6 protein-coding genes are annotated in these 18614 nt (G+C 73.3%); 4 read left to right on the top strand and 2 right to left on the bottom strand.

Annotated elements, in window-relative coordinates; genetic code table 11:
• From A5680_RS22215 to A5680_RS22200, 4 genes are all read left to right on the top strand, one after another.
• A partial coding sequence (locus tag A5680_RS22215; protein ID WP_156675202.1) for an SDR family NAD(P)-dependent oxidoreductase occupies nucleotides 1-4955 on the top strand: 4955 nt, incomplete at its 5' end.
• On the top strand, nucleotides 4936-11295 hold the full coding sequence (locus A5680_RS22210; protein ID WP_067823275.1) for a type I polyketide synthase: 6360 nt from the start codon (nucleotides 4936-4938) through the stop codon (nucleotides 11293-11295). The genes A5680_RS22215 and A5680_RS22210, both read left to right, overlap by 20 nt.
• A gap of 1 nt (nucleotide 11296) precedes the next feature.
• The gene (locus A5680_RS22205; RefSeq protein ID WP_067823271.1) at nucleotides 11297-14344 is read left to right on the top strand and encodes a type I polyketide synthase; all 3048 of its coding nucleotides are present in this window, start codon (nucleotides 11297-11299) and stop codon (nucleotides 14342-14344) included.
• Between the two features lie 124 nt (nucleotides 14345-14468).
• Nucleotides 14469-15530 (top strand): type III polyketide synthase, encoded by a 1062-nt coding sequence (locus tag A5680_RS22200; RefSeq protein WP_067823268.1) that lies wholly within the window; start codon nucleotides 14469-14471, stop codon nucleotides 15528-15530.
• Here A5680_RS22200 and A5680_RS22195 read toward each other — a convergent pair.
• On the bottom strand, nucleotides 15527-16819 hold the full coding sequence (locus A5680_RS22195; RefSeq protein ID WP_082970459.1) for a cytochrome P450: 1293 nt from the start codon (nucleotides 16817-16819) through the stop codon (nucleotides 15527-15529). The two genes, A5680_RS22200 and A5680_RS22195, sit on opposite strands and share 4 nt — an antisense overlap.
• 5 nt (nucleotides 16820-16824) lie before the next feature.
• On the bottom strand, nucleotides 16825-18597 hold the full coding sequence (locus A5680_RS22190) for an ABC-F family ATP-binding cassette domain-containing protein (protein ID WP_067823262.1): 1773 nt from the start codon (nucleotides 18595-18597) through the stop codon (nucleotides 16825-16827).
• Nucleotides 18598-18614: the final 17 nt, after the last annotated feature.

Below are 18614 nucleotides of genomic sequence, written 5' to 3'. Positions count from 1 at the left end.
GCGCCCGGCCCACCACCGCGCCCGCGCCCGGGGTGCCGGCGGCCACGTCGGCCAGCTCCGCGACCAGGCGCGCGCGGTCGGCGCCCACCAGCACCGCGCGGTGCTCGAACAGCGACCGCGTGCAGACCAACGACCAGGCCACGTCGACCACCCGCAGCCCCGGGTCGTCGGTCACCCGCGCCAACAGCCGCGCGCGCCTGGTCGCGGAGCTGGCCGACGTGGCCGCCGGCACCCCGGGCGCGGGCGCGGTGGTGGGCCGGGCGCGGCCGCTGGGCAAGACGGTGTTCGTGTTCCCCGGCCAGGGTTCGCAGTGGGTCGGCATGGGCGCCGAATTGCTGGACAGCTCAACCGTATTCGCCGAGCACCTGCAGCGGTGCGAGAAGGCGCTCGCCGAGCACGTGGACTGGTCGCTGGTCGACGTCCTTCGCGGCACCCCCGGTGCGCCCGGGTTGGACCGGGTGGACGTGGTGCAGCCGGCGCTGTGGGCGGTGATGGTGTCGCTGGCCGAGCTGTGGCGCTCGGTGGGCGTGGTCCCCGACGCGGTGATCGGCCATTCGCAGGGCGAGATCGCGGCGGCGTATGTGGCCGGCGCGCTGTCGCTTCAGGACGCCGCCCGGGTGGTGGCGCTGCGCAGCCGGCTGCTGGTCCAGCTGTCGGGTGCGGGCGGCATGGTGTCGCTTGCTTGCGGCCTGGCCCGCGCCGAGGAGTTGATCGGCCCGTACGGCGATCGGTTGAATGTCGCTGCGGTCAACGGTGTTTCGGCGGTGGTGGTGTCCGGTGAGGTGGGCGCCCTCGACGAGTTGATGGCCCGCTGCGAGGCCGACGGCGTGCGGGCCCGCCGGATCGACGTGGACTACGCCTCGCATTCGGGGCACGTCGACGCCATCCGCGCCGCGCTGGCCGAGGCGCTGGCGGGCATCGAGCCGCGATCGTGTCCGGTCGCGCTGTTCTCGACCGTCACGGGTGATCTGCTGGACACCGCCGGCCTGGACGCCGACTACTGGTACCGCAGCATCCGGCAGACCGTCCAATTCGAACGCGCGGTGCGCCGCGCGGGCGAGGCGGGCTACGGGGCGTTCGTCGAGTGCAGCCCGCACCCGGTGCTGCTCGCCGCCGTCGAGGACACGCTGACCGACGGCGGTCACGATGCCGTGGTCATCCCGTCGCTGGGCCGCGATGACGGCTCGCTGCAACGGTTCTGGCTTTCGGCGGGCCAGGCCCACGTCGCCGGCGTGCCGGTGGACTGGCGGGCCGCCGTCGCGGGGCTGGGCGGGCGGCGCGTGGACTTGCCAACGTACGGCTTTGTGCGGCAGCGCTTTTGGTTGCCGGGCGGATCGACCGGGACCGGTGACGTGGCCACCCTGGGGCTGGCGGGCGCGCGGCACGCGCTGCTGGGCGCGGTGGTGGCGCGCCCGGATTCCGGCGGGGTGGTGCTGACGGGCCGGCTGTCGACCGCCGCCCAGCCGTGGCTGGCCGACCACGCGGTGGGCGGCACGGTGTTGTTCCCCGGCGCGGGGTTTGTGGAGCTGGCCATCCGGGCGGGCGACGAGGTCGGCGCGGCGGTCCTCGAGGAGCTCACGGTGTCGGCCCCGCTGCTGCTGCCTGCCGCCGAGGGCGTGCAGGTGCAGGTGGTGGTCGGCGCGGCCGCCGAGTCCGGGCGGCGCGAGCTCTCCGTGTATTCGGCGGACGCCTCCTCGGAGTGGGTGTTGCACGCGCAGGGCGTGCTGGGCGGGGCCGCGGCCGCACCGGCGGCGGACCTGTCGGTGTGGCCGCCGGCGGGGGCGACGCCGGTGGAGGTGGGCGACGCCTACGCGCGGCTGGCCGAGCGGGGCTACGAGTACGGCCGGGCCTTCCGCGGCCTGCGGGCGATGTGGCGGCGCGGCGACGAGATCTTCGCCGAGGTCACCATCCCGGACGAGGCCGGCGCGGCCGACGGCGGTTTCGGCATCCATCCGGTGTTGCTCGACGCGGCGCTGCACGCGATCGGCGTCGACGGCGAGGGCCAGACCGTGTTGCCCTTCTCGTGGCAGGGGATCTCGTTGCACGCGGCCGGCGCGTCGCGGGCGCGGGTCCGGATTGCGCCGTCCGGCGCCGGGGCGGTGTCGGTGGAACTGGCCGACGGCTCCGGATTGCCGGTGATCTCGGTGCGCTCGTTGGCGATGCGCCCGGTCTCGGCCGGTCAGTTGTCGGCGGCGGCCGCGAGCGCCGAGGGACTGTTCGAGGTGGCGTGGTCGCCGATACCCTTGAGCGGCAAGGACTCCGACGCGACGCTGTGGGAGCCGGCCCCGCACGGCGCCGAGGTGGTGCGCTCGGTGCATGCCGCCGCCGCCGAGGCGCTGGGCGTGCTCCAACACTGGTTGGGCGGTCCGGAGTCCGGGACGCTGGCCGTGCAAACCCGCGGGGCGGTCGCGCTGGCCGGCGAGGACGTCACGGACCTGGCCGGGGCGGCGGTGTGGGGGCTGGTGCGCTCGGCGCAGGCCGAGCAGCCGGGCCGGGTGGTGTTGATCGACACCGACGGATCCCTGGACGCGCGCGCGGTGATCGGTTGTGGGGAAACGCAATTGGTGGTCCGCGCCGGGGTGGCCTATGCGGCGCGGATGCGGCCGGTGCGGCGGGGGTCGGTGTTGCGCCTGCCCCCGGGCGGCTGGCGGCTGGACGCCGGCGGCGGCGGCACGCTGGAGGACCTGGCGCTCAGCGCCTGCCCCCCGGCGGAACTGGCGGCCGGCCAGGTGCGGGTCGCGGTGGCCGCGGTCGGGGTGAACTTCCGGGATGTGCTGGTGGCGCTGGGCATGTACCCGGGCGGCGGCCAGTTGGGTGCCGAGGGCGCCGGGGTGATCGTCGAGGTCGGCCCCGACGTGACCGGGCTGGCGGTCGGCGACGCGGTGATGGGGCTGCTGGGCGTGGTCGGTTCCGAGGCGGTGGTGGATCAGCGGCTGGTGACCCCGGTGCCTCAGGACTGGTCGCTGGTGACGGCCGCGGGCGTGCCGGTGGTGTTCCTCACCGCGCTCTACGGGTTGTCGGTGCTGGCGGGCCTGCGCGCCGGCGAGCGGGTGCTGGTGCACGCCGCCACCGGGGGCGTCGGCATGGCGGCGGTCCAGTTGGCCCGGCACTGGGGCGCGGAGGTGTTCGCGACCGCGAGCCGGGGCAAGTGGGACACGTTGCGCGCGATGGGGTTTGACGACGACCACATCGGCGACTCGCGGACGTTGGACTTCGAGCGGAAGTTCTCGTCGGCGACCGGCGGGGCGGGGGTCGACGTCGTGCTCAATTCGCTGGCCGGCGAGTTCACCGACGCGTCGCTGCGGTTGCTGGCACCCGGCGGCCGGTTCATCGAGATGGGCAAGACGGACATCCGCGATCCGCAGGTCGTCGCCGAGCAGCACCGGGGCGCGCAGTATCGCGCCTTCGATCTGCTGGAGGCCGGCGCCGACCGCACCGCGGCGATGCTGGCCCAGATCGTCGAGCTGATGCGCGACGGCGCGCTGAGCCCGTTGCCGCTCAAGGCCTTCGACGTTCGCTGCGCTTCGGCGGCGTACCGGTTCGTCAGCCAGGCCCGCCATATCGGCAAGGTCGTGTTGACCATGCCGTCCGGGCCCGGCGCGGTGCTCAGCGGCTGCGGTGGGCTGGCCGGCGGCAGCGTGGTGATCACCGGCGGCACCGGCATGGCCGGCTCGGCGCTGGCCCGCCACCTCGTCGACCGGTATCGCGTGGCGCACGTGATGCTCGCCAGCCGCGCCGGCGCCGGGGCCGCGGGGGTCGCGGAGCTGGTGGACGACCTGCGGCGGGCCGGCGCCCGCGTGTCGGTCGTGGCCTGCGACGTCGCCGACCGCGACGCCGTCGCCGCGATGCTGGCGCAGATCCCGGAGCAGTATCCGCTGCGCGGCGTGGTGCACGCCGCGGGAATCCTCGACGACGGACTGATCGCGTCGCTGACGCCCGCGCGGGTGGATGCGGTGTTGCGGGCCAAGGTCGACGGGGCGTGGCACCTGCACGAGCTGACGCGGGAAATGGATCTGTCGGCGTTCGTGGTGTTCTCCTCGATGGCGGGCATCGTCGGCACGCCGGGTCAGGCCAATTACGCGGCGGCCAACAGCTTCCTCGACGGTCTGGTCGAATACCGCCGCGCGCATGGGCTTTCGGGGCTGTCGCTGGCCTGGGGGCTCTGGGAACAGGCCTCGGCGATGACGGCTCACCTCGGCGAGCGCGACAAGGCCCGGATGACCAGGATCGGCATCGCCCCCCTGTCGACCGAGCAGGCGCTGGACAGCTTCGACGCCGGCATGCTCGTCGACGCCCCGGTGCTGATGGCCGCCCGACTGGATCGGGTTGCCTTGTCCGACAACGCCGCCGGACTGCCGCCGCTGTTGAGCGAGCTGGCCGCCCGCACCACCCGCCGCGTCATCGACGACGCCGATACGACCGCCCTGACGTCCGGTCTCGCCGCACGCCTGCAGGGGTTGACCGCCGAGGCGCGACAGCGCGAGCTGGTCGACCTGGTTCGCGGCAACGCGGCGACCGTGCTGGGACTGCCCAACCCCGCGGACATCAACGCCGATCGCGCGTTCGGCGACCTCGGCTTCGACTCGCTGACCGCCGTCGAGCTGCGCAACCGGCTCAAAACCGCCACGGGGCTCACGCTTTCGCCCACGCTGATCTTCGACTACCCGACACCGGTCGTGCTGGCCGGGCATTTGGACGCCCAGCTGGCCGGCGCGCCGTCCGGCGACCGGCCCGACCTGATGGCCCGCTTCACCGACATCACCCGCGAATTGCAGGCGCTGCTCGACCAACCTTGGGACGACGGCGAGAAATCGGCGCTGAGGGCCCGCCTGCACGGCCTGCTCGCCACGCTCGGCCCCACCGATCACCTCGACACCGAAGGCCTCGACGCCGACCTCGATGCCGCCACCGAAAGCCAATTGTTTGCCATCCTCGATGAAGAACTCGGCCGCTGAGACCGCGATGCCGGACACCACACAGCACGTCGATTACCTGAAACGCCTGACGGCGGACCTCCGTCGGGCGCGCCGGCGCGTCTCGGAGCTGGAGGGCCGGCTGACCGAGCCGATCGCGGTGGTGGGCATGGCCTGTCGCTACGCGGGTGGCGTCGATTCGCCGGAAACCCTGTGGGAACTGGTGAATGACGGCCGCGACACCGTGTCGGACTTCCCGGCCGATCGCGGCTGGGATGTGGAGGGCCTGTACGACCCGGACCCCGACGCGGCGGGCAAGATGTACACCCGCCAGGGCAGCTTCCTGCGCGACGCCGGGGACTTCGACGCGGGATTCTTCGGCGTCGGCCCCAGCGAGGCCCTCGCGATGGATCCCCAGCAGCGGTTGATGCTGGAGATCTCCTGGGAAGCGTTGGAGCGGGCCGGGATTGACCCGCTCGCGTTGCGGGGCTCGGCGACCGGCGTGTTCGCCGGGGTCATCCACGCCGGTTACGGCGGGGAGGTGAAGGGCGAGCTGGAGGGCTACGGGCTGACCGGGTCGACCCTGAGCGTGGCCTCGGGCCGGGTGTCGTACGTGTTGGGGCTGGAGGGCCCGGCCGTCTCGGTGGACACGGCGTGTTCGTCGTCGTTGGTGGCCATGCACCTGGCGGCGCAGTCGCTGCGCTCCGGGGAGTGCGACCTCGCGCTGGCCGGCGGCGTGACCGTGATGGCCACCGCCGCCGCGTTCGTCGAGTTCAGCCGGCAGCGGGCGCTGGCCCCGGACGGCCGGTGCAAGGTGTACGCCGGCGCGGCGGACGGGACGTCGTGGTCGGAGGGCGCGGGCGTGCTGGTGCTGGAGCGGCTGGCCGACGCGCGCCGGCTGGGGCATCCCGTCCTCGCGGTGTTCCGGGGTTCGGCGGTGAACCAGGACGGGGCGTCCAACGGTTTGACCGCCCCCAACGGGCCGTCCCAGCAGCGGGTGATCCGGGCGGCGCTGGCCAACGCCGGACTGGCCGCGGCGGACGTCGACGCGGTCGAGGGCCACGGCACGGGAACGGTTCTCGGCGATCCCATCGAGGCGCAGGCCCTGCTGGCGACCTACGGCCAGGACCGGCCGGCGGACCGGCCGCTGTGGCTGGGGTCGATCAAATCCAACATCGGCCACACGTCGGCGGCCGCCGGGGTGGCCGGCGTGATCAAGATGATCCAGGCGATGCGGCACGGCGTGCTGCCCAAGACGCTGCACGTGGATGTGCCGTCGCCGCACGTGGATTGGTCGGCGGGCGCGGTGTCGCTGCTGACCGAGCCCCAGCCGTGGCCGGCGCGCGACGGCCAGCGCCGGGCCGGGGTGTCGTCGTTCGGGATCAGCGGGACGAACGCCCACGTCATCGTCGAGCAGCCGCCCGCGGAGCCGGAAACCGTTGCGGAGCAGGGCGATCCGCCCGCCGGTTCGATCGCCTGGGTGGTGTCGGCCCGGTCGGCCGACGCGTTGGCCGCGCAGGCCGGGCGGCTGTCGGCCCACCTGGAGGCGCAGCCGGGCCTCCGCGCCGTGGACGTGGGGTGGTCGCTGGCCACCACCCGGGCGGCCCTGGAACATCGCGCGGTGCTGGTGGGTGCCGATCGCGACACCCTGCTGGCGGGGCTGGCGGCGGTCCGGGCCGGTGAGCCCGCTACGGGTGCGGCCGTCGGGCGCGCCCGGTCGCTCGGCAAGCGGGTGTTCGTGTTCCCCGGCCAGGGCTCGCAGCGGCTCGGCATGGGAAGAGAACTGCACCAACGCTTTCCGGCGTTCGCCGCGGCCTTGGACGAGGCCGTGGCGGCGGTGGACGCGCACGCCCGGCTGCCGCTGCGCGACGTGATGTGGGGTGCCGACCCGGAGTTGTTGCAGAGCACCGAATTCGCCCAGCCCGCGTTGTTCGTGCTCGAGGTCGCCCTGGCGGCGCTGTGGCGCTCGTGGGGCGTGACACCCGACGTGGTGATCGGCCACTCGGTCGGGGAGATCGCCGCGGCCTGCGTGGCCGGGGTGCTGTCGTTGCCGGACGCGGCGCGGATCGTGGCGGCCCGGGGCCGGCTGATGGCGGCGCTGCCGGCGGGCGGGGTGATGGTCGCGGTGACCGCGACCGAGGCCGAGGTCGCGCCGTTGCTCACCGACGGCGTGGCCCTCGCGGCGGTCAACGGCCCCGACGCGGTGGTGCTGTCGGGGGAGCGGGCCGCGGTAAGTGCGGCGGCGGAGCGGCTGGCCGATTGCGGCAGGCGGGTGCGGCAGCTCGACGTCTCGCACGCCTTCCACTCGCCGCTGATGGAACCCATGATCGAGGAGTTCTCCGCGGTGGTGGCCGGGGTGTCACCGGCCGCGCCGCGAATCGACCTGGTGTCCAACGTGACCGGGCAATTGGCCGGACCCGGCTACGGGTCCGCCGACTACTGGGTGGAGCACGTGCGTCGCCCGGTGCGGTTCGTCGACGGGGTGCGGCTGGCCGAATCGCTCGGCGCCGGCGCGTTCCTGGAGGTGGGGCCGGGCGCGGCGCTGACGGCCGCGGCGGAACGATCCCTGGCGCGCGAGCCGGTGGTCGCGGCGGTGTCGATGGCCAAGGGCCGCCCCGAGGTCGACTCGATGCTGCTGGCCGCCGGGCAGCTGTTCGCCTCCGGCGCGGAGTTGGACTGGGCCGCGACGTTCGCCGGCCTCGGCGCCCACCGGGTCGACCTGCCCACGTATGCCTTTCAGCGGCGCAGGTTTTGGCTGTCGGCCGAGTCGATGGGTGCCCGCGACACCGCCAGCCTCGGGTTGGCCGGCGCCGAGCACCCGCTGCTGGGCGCGGTGGTCGAGCGGCCGGACTCGGGCGGCGTGGTGTTGACCGGCCGGCTGTCGACGACCGCCCAGCCGTGGCTGGCCGATCACGCGGTGACCGGGACCGTGCTGTTACCGGGCGCCGGGTTCGTCGAGCTGGTGCTGCGGGCCGGCGACGAGGTGGGCTGCCCGGTGATCGAGGAGCTGACGCTGTCGGCCCCGCTGCCGCTGCCGGGCGCCGGCGCGGTGCGCGTTCAGGTGGTGGTGGACGGCGCCGGCGAGGGCGGGACCCGGGGCGTCGCGGTGTATTCGCAGGCCGGCCCGGAATGGACGCTGCACGCCCAGGGCGTGCTGAGCGAGGGCTCGCCCGCGCCGGAGGCGGACCTGTCGGTGTGGCCGCCGGTCGGCGCCGCGGCCGTCGACGTGACGGGCGCCTACGACGACCTGGCGGCGCGCGGCTACGGGTATGGTCCGGCCTTCCGCGGCCTGCGCAAGGTGTGGCGGCGGGGCGCCGAGACCTTCGCCGAGGTCGAGGCCCCCCAGGATGCCGGGGTTACGGTGGGCGGCTTCGGGATTCACCCGGTGGTGCTGGATGCGTCCCTGCATGCGCTCGGGGTGGCCGACGAGCACGCCGAGACCGCGTTGCCGTTCTCCTGGCAAGGGGTGTGCCTGTACGCGGCCGGCGCGTCGCGGGTCCGGGTGCGGCTCGCGCCCGTGGGCACGGGTGCGGTGTCGGTCGAGGTGGCCGACTCGTCGGGCGCGCCGGTGCTGTCCGTGCGCGAGCTGGTGACGCGTCCCGTCTCCGCCGCGCAGCTGTCGGCGGCCGCCGCGGCGCGTTCCGGCGGCGGCGAACTCCTGGAGGCGATGTGGTCCCCGGTTTCGTTGGCGGACAACGGGATCGGCACCGAACCCGAGGTCTGGCGGCCGGTTCCGAACACCGAAGGTGTGGTCGAAGCGGTCTACGCCGCGACCCACGAGGCGTTGAGCGCGTTGCAGTCGCGGGGTGACGGCGATGGGCCGTTGGTGGTGCTGACCCGCGGCGCGGTCGCGCTGCCCGGCGAGGACGTCTCCGACCTCGCCGGCGCAGCCGTGTGGGGGCTGGTGCGTTCGGCGCAGGCCGAACAGCCCGGCCGGGCGGTGCTGGTCGACTCCGACGGCTCAATCGACCTCGCACCGCTGATCGGCTGCGGCGAACCGCAATTCGCGGTGCGCGACGGCATCGCCTACGCCCCCCGGCTGAAGCCCATCAAGGCGCACCCGGCGTTGCCGCTGCCCGAACCGCCTTCGGTGTGGCGGCTGGCCGCCGGCGAGGGCGGGACGCTGGAGGACCTGGCGGTGCAGTCCGGCCCGCCCGCCGAACTGGCCGCCGGCCAGGTGCGGGTGGCGGTGGCCGCGGCCGGGGTGAACTTCCGCGACGTGCTGGTGGCTTTGGGCATGTATCCGGGCGCCGCCCAGTTGGGCGCCGAGGGCGCCGGGCTGGTGACCGAGATCGGCGCGGGTGTGGGGGATTTGGCCGTCGGCGACGCGGTGATGGGCATCGTGGGCCTGACGGGCTCGGAGGCGGTCGTCGACCGGCGGCTGGTGACGCGGGTGCCGACGGGCTGGTCGTTCGGCGAGGCCGCCGGCGTCCCGGTGGTGTTCCTGACCGCCTACTACGGGTTGTCGGTGCTGGGCGGCCTGCGCTCCGGCGAGCGCGTGCTGGTGCACGCCGCCGCCGGTGGGGTGGGCATGGCGGCGGTGCAGCTGGCCAGGCATTGGGGCGCCGAGGTTTTCGCGACCGCCAGCCGCGGCAAGTGGGACACCCTGCGCGCCATGGGCTTCGACGACGACCACATCGCGGACTCGCGAACGCTGGACTTCGAGCAGAAGTTCTCCTCGGTTACCGGCGGCGCCGGCATGGACGTCGTGCTGAACTCGCTGGCCGGCGAGTTCACCGACGCGTCGCTGCGGTTGCTGGGCCCCGGCGGGCGCTTCATCGAGATGGGCAAGACCGACCTGCGCGACCCGGCGGCCCACCCCGACATCTACTACCGCGCGTTCGACCTGATGGAGGCCGGGCCCGACCACATCGCCGAGATGTTCGCCGAATTGATGCGGTTGTTCGCCGCGCGGGCGCTGACGCCGTTGCCGGTCAAGGCATTCGACGTGCGGCGCGCCGTGGACGCCTACCGGTTCGTCAGCCAGGCCCGCCACATCGGCAAGGTCGTGCTGACCATGCCCGACGGGCCCGCCGGCCTGTCCGGCGGCACCGCGCTGATCACCGGCGGGACCGGCATGGCGGGGTCGGCGGTGGCGCGCCACCTGGTCGACCGCTACCGGGTGCCGCATCTCATGCTGGTCAGCCGCAGCGGCGAGCGGGCCGACGGGATGGCCGATCTGGTGGCCGAGCTGCGCGAGGCCGGGGTCCAGGTGTCCGTGGTGGCCTGCGATGTCGGCGACCGGGACGCCGTGGCCGGGTTGCTGGCCCAGGTGCCGGCGCGCTTCCCGCTGCGCGGGGTCTTCCACGCCGCGGGCGTGCTGGACGACGCGGTGATCTCGTCGCTGACCGCCGAGCGCATCGACACCGTGCTGCGCTCCAAGGTCGACGGCGCGTGGCACCTGCACGAGCTGACCGGCGAGCTGAATCTGGCCGCGTTCGTGGTGTTTTCGTCGATGGCGGGCATCGTGGGCGCCCCCGGGCAGGGTAACTACGCCGCCGCCAACAGCTTCCTGGACGCCCTGGCGGCCTACCGGCGCGCTCACCGCCTGCCGGGCCTGTCGATCGCGTGGGGGATGTGGGAACAGCCCTCGGCGATGACCCGGCACCTCGGGGACCGCGACAGGGCCCGGATGAGCCGCGCCGGCCTGGCCGCGCTGTCCACCCGGCAGGCGCTCGACCTGCTCGACGCCGCGCTGCTGGCCGAGCCCCCCGTCGTGGTGGCCACCCGCCTCGATGCCACCGCGCTGGCCCACGCCGGCGCCGCGCTGCCGCCGCTGTTGAGCCAGTTGGCCGCCCGGCCCGCGCGGCGGGTCCTCGACCCCACCGACATGGTCTCGCTGACGGGCCTGCGAGCGCGCCTGGAGGGCGTCGCCCCCGAACAGCGGCGGCGCGAGCTGGTGGAGCTGGTGTGCACCAACGCCGCCACGGTGTTGGGCCACAGCACCGCGGACGTCGACGCCGACCAGGCCTTTGGAGATCTCGGTTTCGACTCGCTGACCGCCGTGGAGTTGCGCAACAGGCTCAAAATCGCGACGGGCCTGACCCTTTCGCCGACGCTGATCTTCGATCACCCGACGCCCGCGGCGCTGGCCGAGCAGCTCGACGCCCAGCTGGCCGCCGGGACGAGCGCCGAGCCCCCCGACCGGATGGCCCGCTTCAACGACGTCGCCCGCGAAATGCAGGCGCTCGTCGGCCAATCCGACTGGAGCCCCGGCGACCGGGCGCAGCTGGTCACCCGGCTGCAGGGCATGCTGGACGGCCTGACCGGGCCGGCGGACGGCCCCTACCCGGAACACCCCGGCGACCCCTTCGACGACGACATCGCCACCGCCACCGAGAGCCAACTCTTCGCCATCCTCGACGAAGAGATCGGCCCCTAGCATGCCCGACGTCGCGGTCATCGGCCTCGCCTGCCGATTCCCGGGCGCGGCCAACCCGCGCGAATTCTGGGAGCTGATCCGCGACGGCCGCGAAGCCACGCAATTGCCCTGGGACGTCGCGGAGTTCGACGCCGACTTCTTCAACCTCTCGCCGCGCGAGGCGGCCGCGATGGACCCCCGCCAACGGCTGGCGCTCGAACTGGCATGGGAGGCTTTCGAAGACGCGTTCGTGGTGCCGGAAACGGTGCGCGGCGCCGCGGTTTCGGTGTACGTCGGGGCGATGGCCGACGATTACGCCGCCCTCACGCTGCGCGACATCGCCGACAACCTCGACCACCACTCCTTCGCCGGCATCAGCCGCGGGATGATCGCCAACAGGATCTCCTACGCGTTGGGGTTGCGGGGTCCCAGCCTGACCGTCGACTCCGGCCAGTCGTCGTCGCTGCTGGCCGTGCACCTCGCCTGCGAGAGCCTGCGCGCCGGCGAGTCGGCGCTCGCGCTCGCCGGCGGCGTCCACCTCAACTTGGCCGACGAAACGGCAATGCTGGAGCGCGAATTCGGCGCGCTGTCGACGTCGGGCCACACCTACGCGTTCGATCGGCGCGCCGACGGCTACGTGCGCGGCGAGGGCGGGGGCTTGGTGCTGCTGAAGCCGCTGCCGGCCGCCCTGCGCGACGGTGACCGCATCCACGCCGTCATCCGCGCGACCGCAGCCGGCAACGCCGGGCACAGCGCCGCGGGCCAGACGGTGCCGTCGGCTTCCGGCGAGGCGGACGTGATCCGGCGGGCGCTCGACGCCGCCGGCCTGGGCGCCGGCGACGTGGACTACATCGAGGCGCACGGCACCGGCACGAGAATCGGTGACGAGGTGGAGGCCCGCGCGCTGGGGGAGGTGTTCGCCGAGCGCGGGCAGCCGGTGAACGTCGGCTCGGTCAAGACGAACATCGGCCACGCCGGCGCCGCCGCTGGGATCGCGGGCCTGCTCAAGGCCCTGCTGGCCGTGCGGAATTCGGTGCTTCCGCCGAGCCTGCACCACGCCGACCCGAATCCCGGGCTCGAGCGCCTGCGGGTCAACACCGCCGCGTCGCCCTGGCCGCCAACCGAGCGCCCGCGCCGCGCCGGGGTGTCGTCGTTCGGCATGGGCGGCACGAACGCGCATGTCATCGTGGAACAGGCCCCCGCGCAACCGAATACAACCGCGGGCGCGCGGGACGAAGCGGGACCGGTGTGGGTGCTGTCGGCCCGCTCGGAGCGAGCCCTGGCCAACCAGGCGGGCCGCCTGGCGGAACACCTGGCCGACTCGGGGCACAGCGCGGCGGACATCGGGTGGTCGTTGGCGACGACGCGATCGGTGTTCGAGCAGCGGGCGGTGCTGGTGGGCGCGGACCGGGAGGCGTTGACGCGCGGCCTGGCCGGCCTGGCCGCGGGGGAGCCGGCGCCCGGCCTGGTGGTCGGCCGGGCGGGGCCACCGGGGCAGACGGCGTTCGTGTTCACTGGCCAGGGCTCACAGTGGTTGGGAATGGGACGCCAACTCCACGAACGGTTCCCGGCCTTCGCGCGCGCGTTCGACGAGGCCGCGGCGGCGGTGGACGCCCAGCTGCGGGCGCCGCTGCGCGCGGTGCTGTGGGGCACCGACGCGGAGTCGTTGCAGAACACCGAATTCGCGCAGCCGGCGCTGTTCGTCCTCGAGATCGCCCTGACCGCGCTGTGGCGGTCCCTGGGCGTGACGCCCGACGTGGTGCTGGGCCATTCGGTCGGCGAGATCGCCGCCGCGTGTGTCGCGGGCGTGCTGTCGCTGGACGACGCGGCGCGGATCGTGACGGCGCGGGGCCGGCTGATGGCCGGCTTGCCGTCCGGCGGGGTGATGGTGGCGGTGGGTGCTGGTGAGGCCGAGGTGGCCCCCCTGCTGGGCGGCGGCGTGAGCCTCGCGGCGGTCAACGGGCCCAACGCCGTGGTCCTGTCCGGTGAGCGGGCCGCCGTGGGCGCCGTCGTTGAGCGGTTGGCGGGCCGGCGCACGCATCCGCTGGCGGTCTCGCACGCGTTTCATTCGGCGCTGATGGAGCCGATGCTCGACGAGTTCGCCCACCGGGTGGCCGGCGTTGAACCGAAGCCGCCACGAATGTGCTTGGTGTCCAACGTCTCCGGTGAACCCACCGGGCCGGGGTACGGGTCCGCCGACTACTGGGTCGAGCACGTGCGCCGCCCCGTGCGCTTCCTCGACGGCGTGCGCGCCGCCGAGGCCCGGGGGGTCACGGCCTTCGTCGAGGTGGGCCCGGGCGGGGGGTTGAGCGCGGCGGTGGACCAATCGCTGACCACCGACCTGCCGATCTCGGTGGTCACCATGGCCAAGGACGGTCCCGAGGTCGCGACGCTGCTGACTGCGGCCGGCCGGCTGTTCACCGCGGGCGTCGCCGTCGATTGGCCGGCCGTGTTCGCCGGCTCGGGGGCGCGGCGAATCGACCTACCGACGTATGGCTTTGTCCGCCAACGGTTCTGGCTCGGCGATGCGCGGGATACGCTGCCCGCCAAGCCGACCCGATCGCCCGACCTGGCCGAACAGTTGCACGCCCTGCAGCCGGGTGAGCAGCGCCGGCGGCTGGTCGAGCTGGTTTGCGAGCACGCGGCCGCCGTGTCGGGGCATCCGGACGGCCGGGCCATCGACCGCGATCGCGCCTTCGCCGATCTGGGTTTCGATTCGCTCACCGGCGTCGAATTGCGCAACCGGCTGACCACCGCGACCGGGCTTGCGCTGTCGCGGACCCTGATCTTCGACTATCCCTCTCCCGCCCAGCTGGCCGAGCATCTGCGCCAGCAGCTGTTCCGCGGCGACCTCGGCGAATCCGACGAGGAGAAGCTGTGGTCGGCGCTGCGCACGATCCCGATCGCGGAGCTGCGACGAACCGGACTGCTCGACAAACTCCTGCTGCTTGCCGGCCGGCCGGAAGACGTTGGCGCCGTGCCGGTCACCGACATGATCGATTCGTTGAGTCCCGAAGCTTTGATCGCGATGGCGCTCAACGCCGGCGAGGACGAGGACGCAAAACGATGAAATGCCAACGCAATAAGACACATGTCGAATACGGCGACTTTTTGCCGGATCACCGGGAACCGCCTAGACTTTCCGAAATAGCGAAAGTCCCGTGTGAGCTGGGATGTAAGCAAAAGGGTTGGGCATGAGCGTCATCGCGGGCGTATTCGGGGCGTTGCCGCCGCATCGCTACAGTCAGGCCGAAATCACCGACCAGCTCGTCGAATTCCCCGCGCTGAAGGAGCACGAGGAAATCGTTCGGCGGCTGCACGCCGCCGCCAAGGTCAACAGCCGCCACCTGGTCCTGCCGCTGGAGCGCTACGCGTCGCTCACCGATTTCGGCGAGGCCAACGAGGTCTTCATCGAACACGCCGTCGAACTCGGTTGCCGGGCGCTGCTCGACGCGCTCGACGAGGCGGGCCTGCAGCCGCAGGACATCGACATGATCGCCACCACCACGGTCACCGGCGTGGCGGTGCCGTCGCTGGACGCGCGCATCGCCGGACGGCTGGGCCTGCGCCCGGACGTGCGCCGGGTGCCGTTGTTCGGGCTCGGCTGCGCGGCCGGCGCGGCGGGGGTGGGCCGGCTGCACGACTATCTGCGCGGCGCGCCGGACGGCGTCGCGGTCCTGGTGTCGGTCGAGCTGTGCTCGCTCACGTTCCCGTCGGTCAAGCCGACCGTGTCGGGCCTGGTGGGAACCGCCATGTTCGGCGACGGGGCCGCGGCCGTGGTCGCCGTCGGCGACCGCCGCGCCGAGCGGCTGAGCCCAAGCGGGCCCGACATCGTCGATTCGCGCAGCCGCCTCTACCCCGAATCGCTGCACATCATGGCCTGGAACGTCGATACGACCGGGCTGCACCTGGTGATGTCGCCGGAGCTGACGAACCTCATCGACCGCCACCTGGCCGACGACGTCAGCCGGCTCCTCGGCGCCCACGGGTTGACGAAGGACGATATCGGCGCCTGGGTGGCGCACCCCGGAGGCCCCAAGGTCATCACCGCGATCGGCAACAGCCTCGAGCTGCCCCCGGAGGCCCTCGAGCTCACCTGGCGCTCGCTGGGCGAGATCGCGAACCTGTCCTCGGCGTCGGTGCTGCACATCCTGCGGGACACCATCGCCAAGCCGCCGCCGGGCGGCAGCCCCGGGCTGATGGTCGCGTTGGGACCCGGGTTCGGCTCCGAGCTGGTGCTATTGCGCTGGCGCTAGGCCGATGGTGGCGAGCCGCCAAGACGAACGACGTCGACGGTCAGCCCCGGCTTGGGGGACAGCGCCGCAAGGTTGGCCGCGCGGATCCGCTGCTCGGGCATGCGCAGCGTGGTCCGGGCGATCAGGCGGGCCAGCATGACGGTCATCTCGGTGGTGGCCATGGCCGCGCCGATGCAGCGGTGCAGCCCGCCGCTGAACGGGATGAACTCGTGGGGGGCGGGCTTGCGGTAACCCGGGGCGTCGGAATCCCACCGCTGCGGACGGAACTGCGTTGGCTCCGGCCAGATTTCGGGGAGCCGATGCGTGACGTACGGGCTGAAGATCAGCAATCGGCCCGCCGGGATGCGGTGGCCGTCGAAGGACAGGTCGCGGATCACCCGGCGCGCCGAGATCACCCCGGGCGGGTACAGCCGCAGGGTTTCGTGGACGACGCCGTTGAGGTAGGTCAGCGCCGTGAGGTCGGCCGCGGCCGGGGGGCGTCCGTCGAGCACGCGCGCCACCTCGCCGGCGGCGGCGTCCCACGCGCCCGGCTGGGACAGCAGCGTGTAGATCGCCCACGCCAGCGCGCCGCTGGTGGTCTCGTAGCCGGCGGTGATCAGCGAGATGACGGCGTCGCGGATCTCGTTGTCGCTCAACGCATATCCCTCGTCGCCGCGGCCGTTGATCAGCATCGTCAGCATGTGGTCGTCGGGGGAGGGCTCGGCGCGCGCGGCGGCGATCTGGGCGTCGATCAAGTCGTCGATGCGTCGACGGGCGGCTACGGCCCGCCGCCAGGCCGGGGCGTTGAGCCGTTGCTGCAACGCGACAGCCTGCGGCAGTTGGTGAGTCAGGTCCAGCAGCGGCTGCAGTTGGCGCCCCAGGAAGTCCGAATGGGCGGCCAGGCGCGGCCCGAACAGGCTTTCGGCGGTGCTGCGCCGCACCGCGGAACGGCACTCGCGGTAGATGTCCAGCCGCTGCCCGGGCCGCCAGCCATCGATCACGGCGTCGATGTTGGCCACCATCGTGGCGACGTAGTCCTGGATCTGCCGGTGCCGCAACCCGGGCGCCACGACGCTGCGCCGGCGCCGGTGGTCGTCGCCGTCGCTGACGATCAGGGCGGTGGGCCCGTCGACGATGGCGAGGTTCTGAAATGTCAACCGCCAGCTGAACGCGTCGGCGTTGGCGAACACGAACTTGTTCGCCTCGGCCCCCAGCAGGTAGGTGTAGCCGTGCCGGCCGACCCCGGCGTCGATCACCGCGCCGCGCCGCCGGTACAGCGCCAGCAGGGCCTCGCCGGGCCGATAGGTCACCGGTTTCATTCCAGCGCCTCCGACAGCTCCAGCCAGCGGCTCTCCGTCGAGGCGACCTCGTCCTCGAGCGCCCGCAATTCCTGGGTGAGCCGGTTGATGCCGACGTGGTCCGACTGGTCGTGCCCGGCCAGTTCGTGGTGTTTGTCGGCGATCCGGTCGGCCAGGCGGGCGAGCTGGCGGTCGACGCCGGCCAGCTCCTTCTCCGCGGCCCGGCGCCGGGCCCCGGACATGACATGTTCCGGAGTCGAATCCCGCTTCGCCGCCGGCGCCGCGGTGCGCTCGGCGGCCAGCCGCAGGTACTCGTCGATCCCGCCGGGGAGGTGCCGCAACCGGCCGTCGAGGATGGCGTACTGGTGGTCGGTGATCCGCTCCAGCAGGTAGCGGTCGTGGGAGACAACGATCAGGGTGCCCGGCCACGAGTCGAGCAGGTCCTCGGTGGCGGTCAGCATGTCGGTGTCGACGTCGTTGGTCGGCTCGTCCAGGAGCAACACGTTGGGCTCGGACAGCAGCGTGAGCATCAGCTGCAGCCGTCGCCGCTGGCCGCCGGAGAGCTCGCCGATCCGGGCGGAGAGCTGGCCGCCGGCGAACCCCAGCCGCTCGAGCAGCTGGGCCGGCGTCACCTCGCGGCCCTCGACCTCGTACCCGCCGCGCAGCCGTCCCAGCACGTCGGCGATGCGGTCGTCGGCGAGCCCGGCCAGGGCGTCGCCCTGCTGGTCGAGCACGGCCAGCCGCACCGTCTTGCCGCGCTTGACGCGCCCGGTGTCCGGGGTGATGCTGCCCGCGATCAGCCCCAGCAGCGTCGACTTCCCAGCGCCGTTGGCGCCGACGATGCCGGTCCGTTCGCCCGGGGCGATCCGCCACTCGACGTCGCGCAGCACCGGGCGGCCCGCGAAGGCGACCGACACGTCCAGCAGGTCGATGACGTCCTTGCCGAGCCGGGCCGTCGCCAGCTTGGCCAGCTCGACGGTGTTGCGCAGCGGCGGCACGTCCGCGATCAGCTGGTTGGCCGCCTCGATGCGGAATTTCGGTTTCGACGTCCGCGCCGGCGCGCCGCGGCGCAACCAGGCCAGCTCCTTGCGCATCAGGTTCTGCCGCTTGGCCTCCGCCGTGGCGGCCAGCCGGTCGCGCTCGACGCGCTGCAGCACGTAGGCCGCGTAGCCGCCCTCGAACGGCTCCGCGATCCCGTCGTGCACCTCCCACGTCGTGGTGGCGACCTCGTCGAGGAACCAGCGGTCGTGCGTCACCAGCAGCAGCCCGCCGGTGTTGCGGGCCCAGCGCTGGCGGAGATGCTCGGCCAGCCAGGTGATGCCCTCGATGTCCAGGTGGTTGGTGGGCTCGTCGAGCGCGATGACGTCCCAGTCGCCCACCAGCAGCCGGGCCAGCTGAACCCGCCTGCGCTGGCCGCCGCTGAGCGTGGAGATCTGTGCGTCCCAATCGATGTCGGACGCCAGGCCGCCGACCACGTCGCGGACCCGCGCGTCGCCCGCCCACTGGTGTTCGGCCGCGTCGCCCACCAGCGTCCAGCCCACCGTGTGGGCCGGGTCCAGGGTGTCCGCCTGGCTCAGCGCGCCGACCCGCACGCCGCTGCGCCGGGTCACGCGGCCCGAATCCGGGCGCAGCTCGCCGGTCAGCAGCCGCAGCAAGCTGGACTTGCCGTCGCCGTTGCGCCCGACGATCCCGATGCGCGCGCCGTCGTTCACGCCCAGCGTGACCGATTCGAATACCAGCTGGGTCGGATATTCGAGGCGGATGGCCTCGGCTCCCAATAGGTGCGCCACTGGCCCGACCCTACTGC

Source organism: Mycobacterium sp. E2989, assembly GCF_001667595.1.
Lineage (GTDB): Bacteria > Actinomycetota > Actinomycetes > Mycobacteriales > Mycobacteriaceae > Mycobacterium.
Note: the sequence above shows the minus strand (reverse complement) of the source record. Positions and strands in the feature narration are given on the sequence as shown.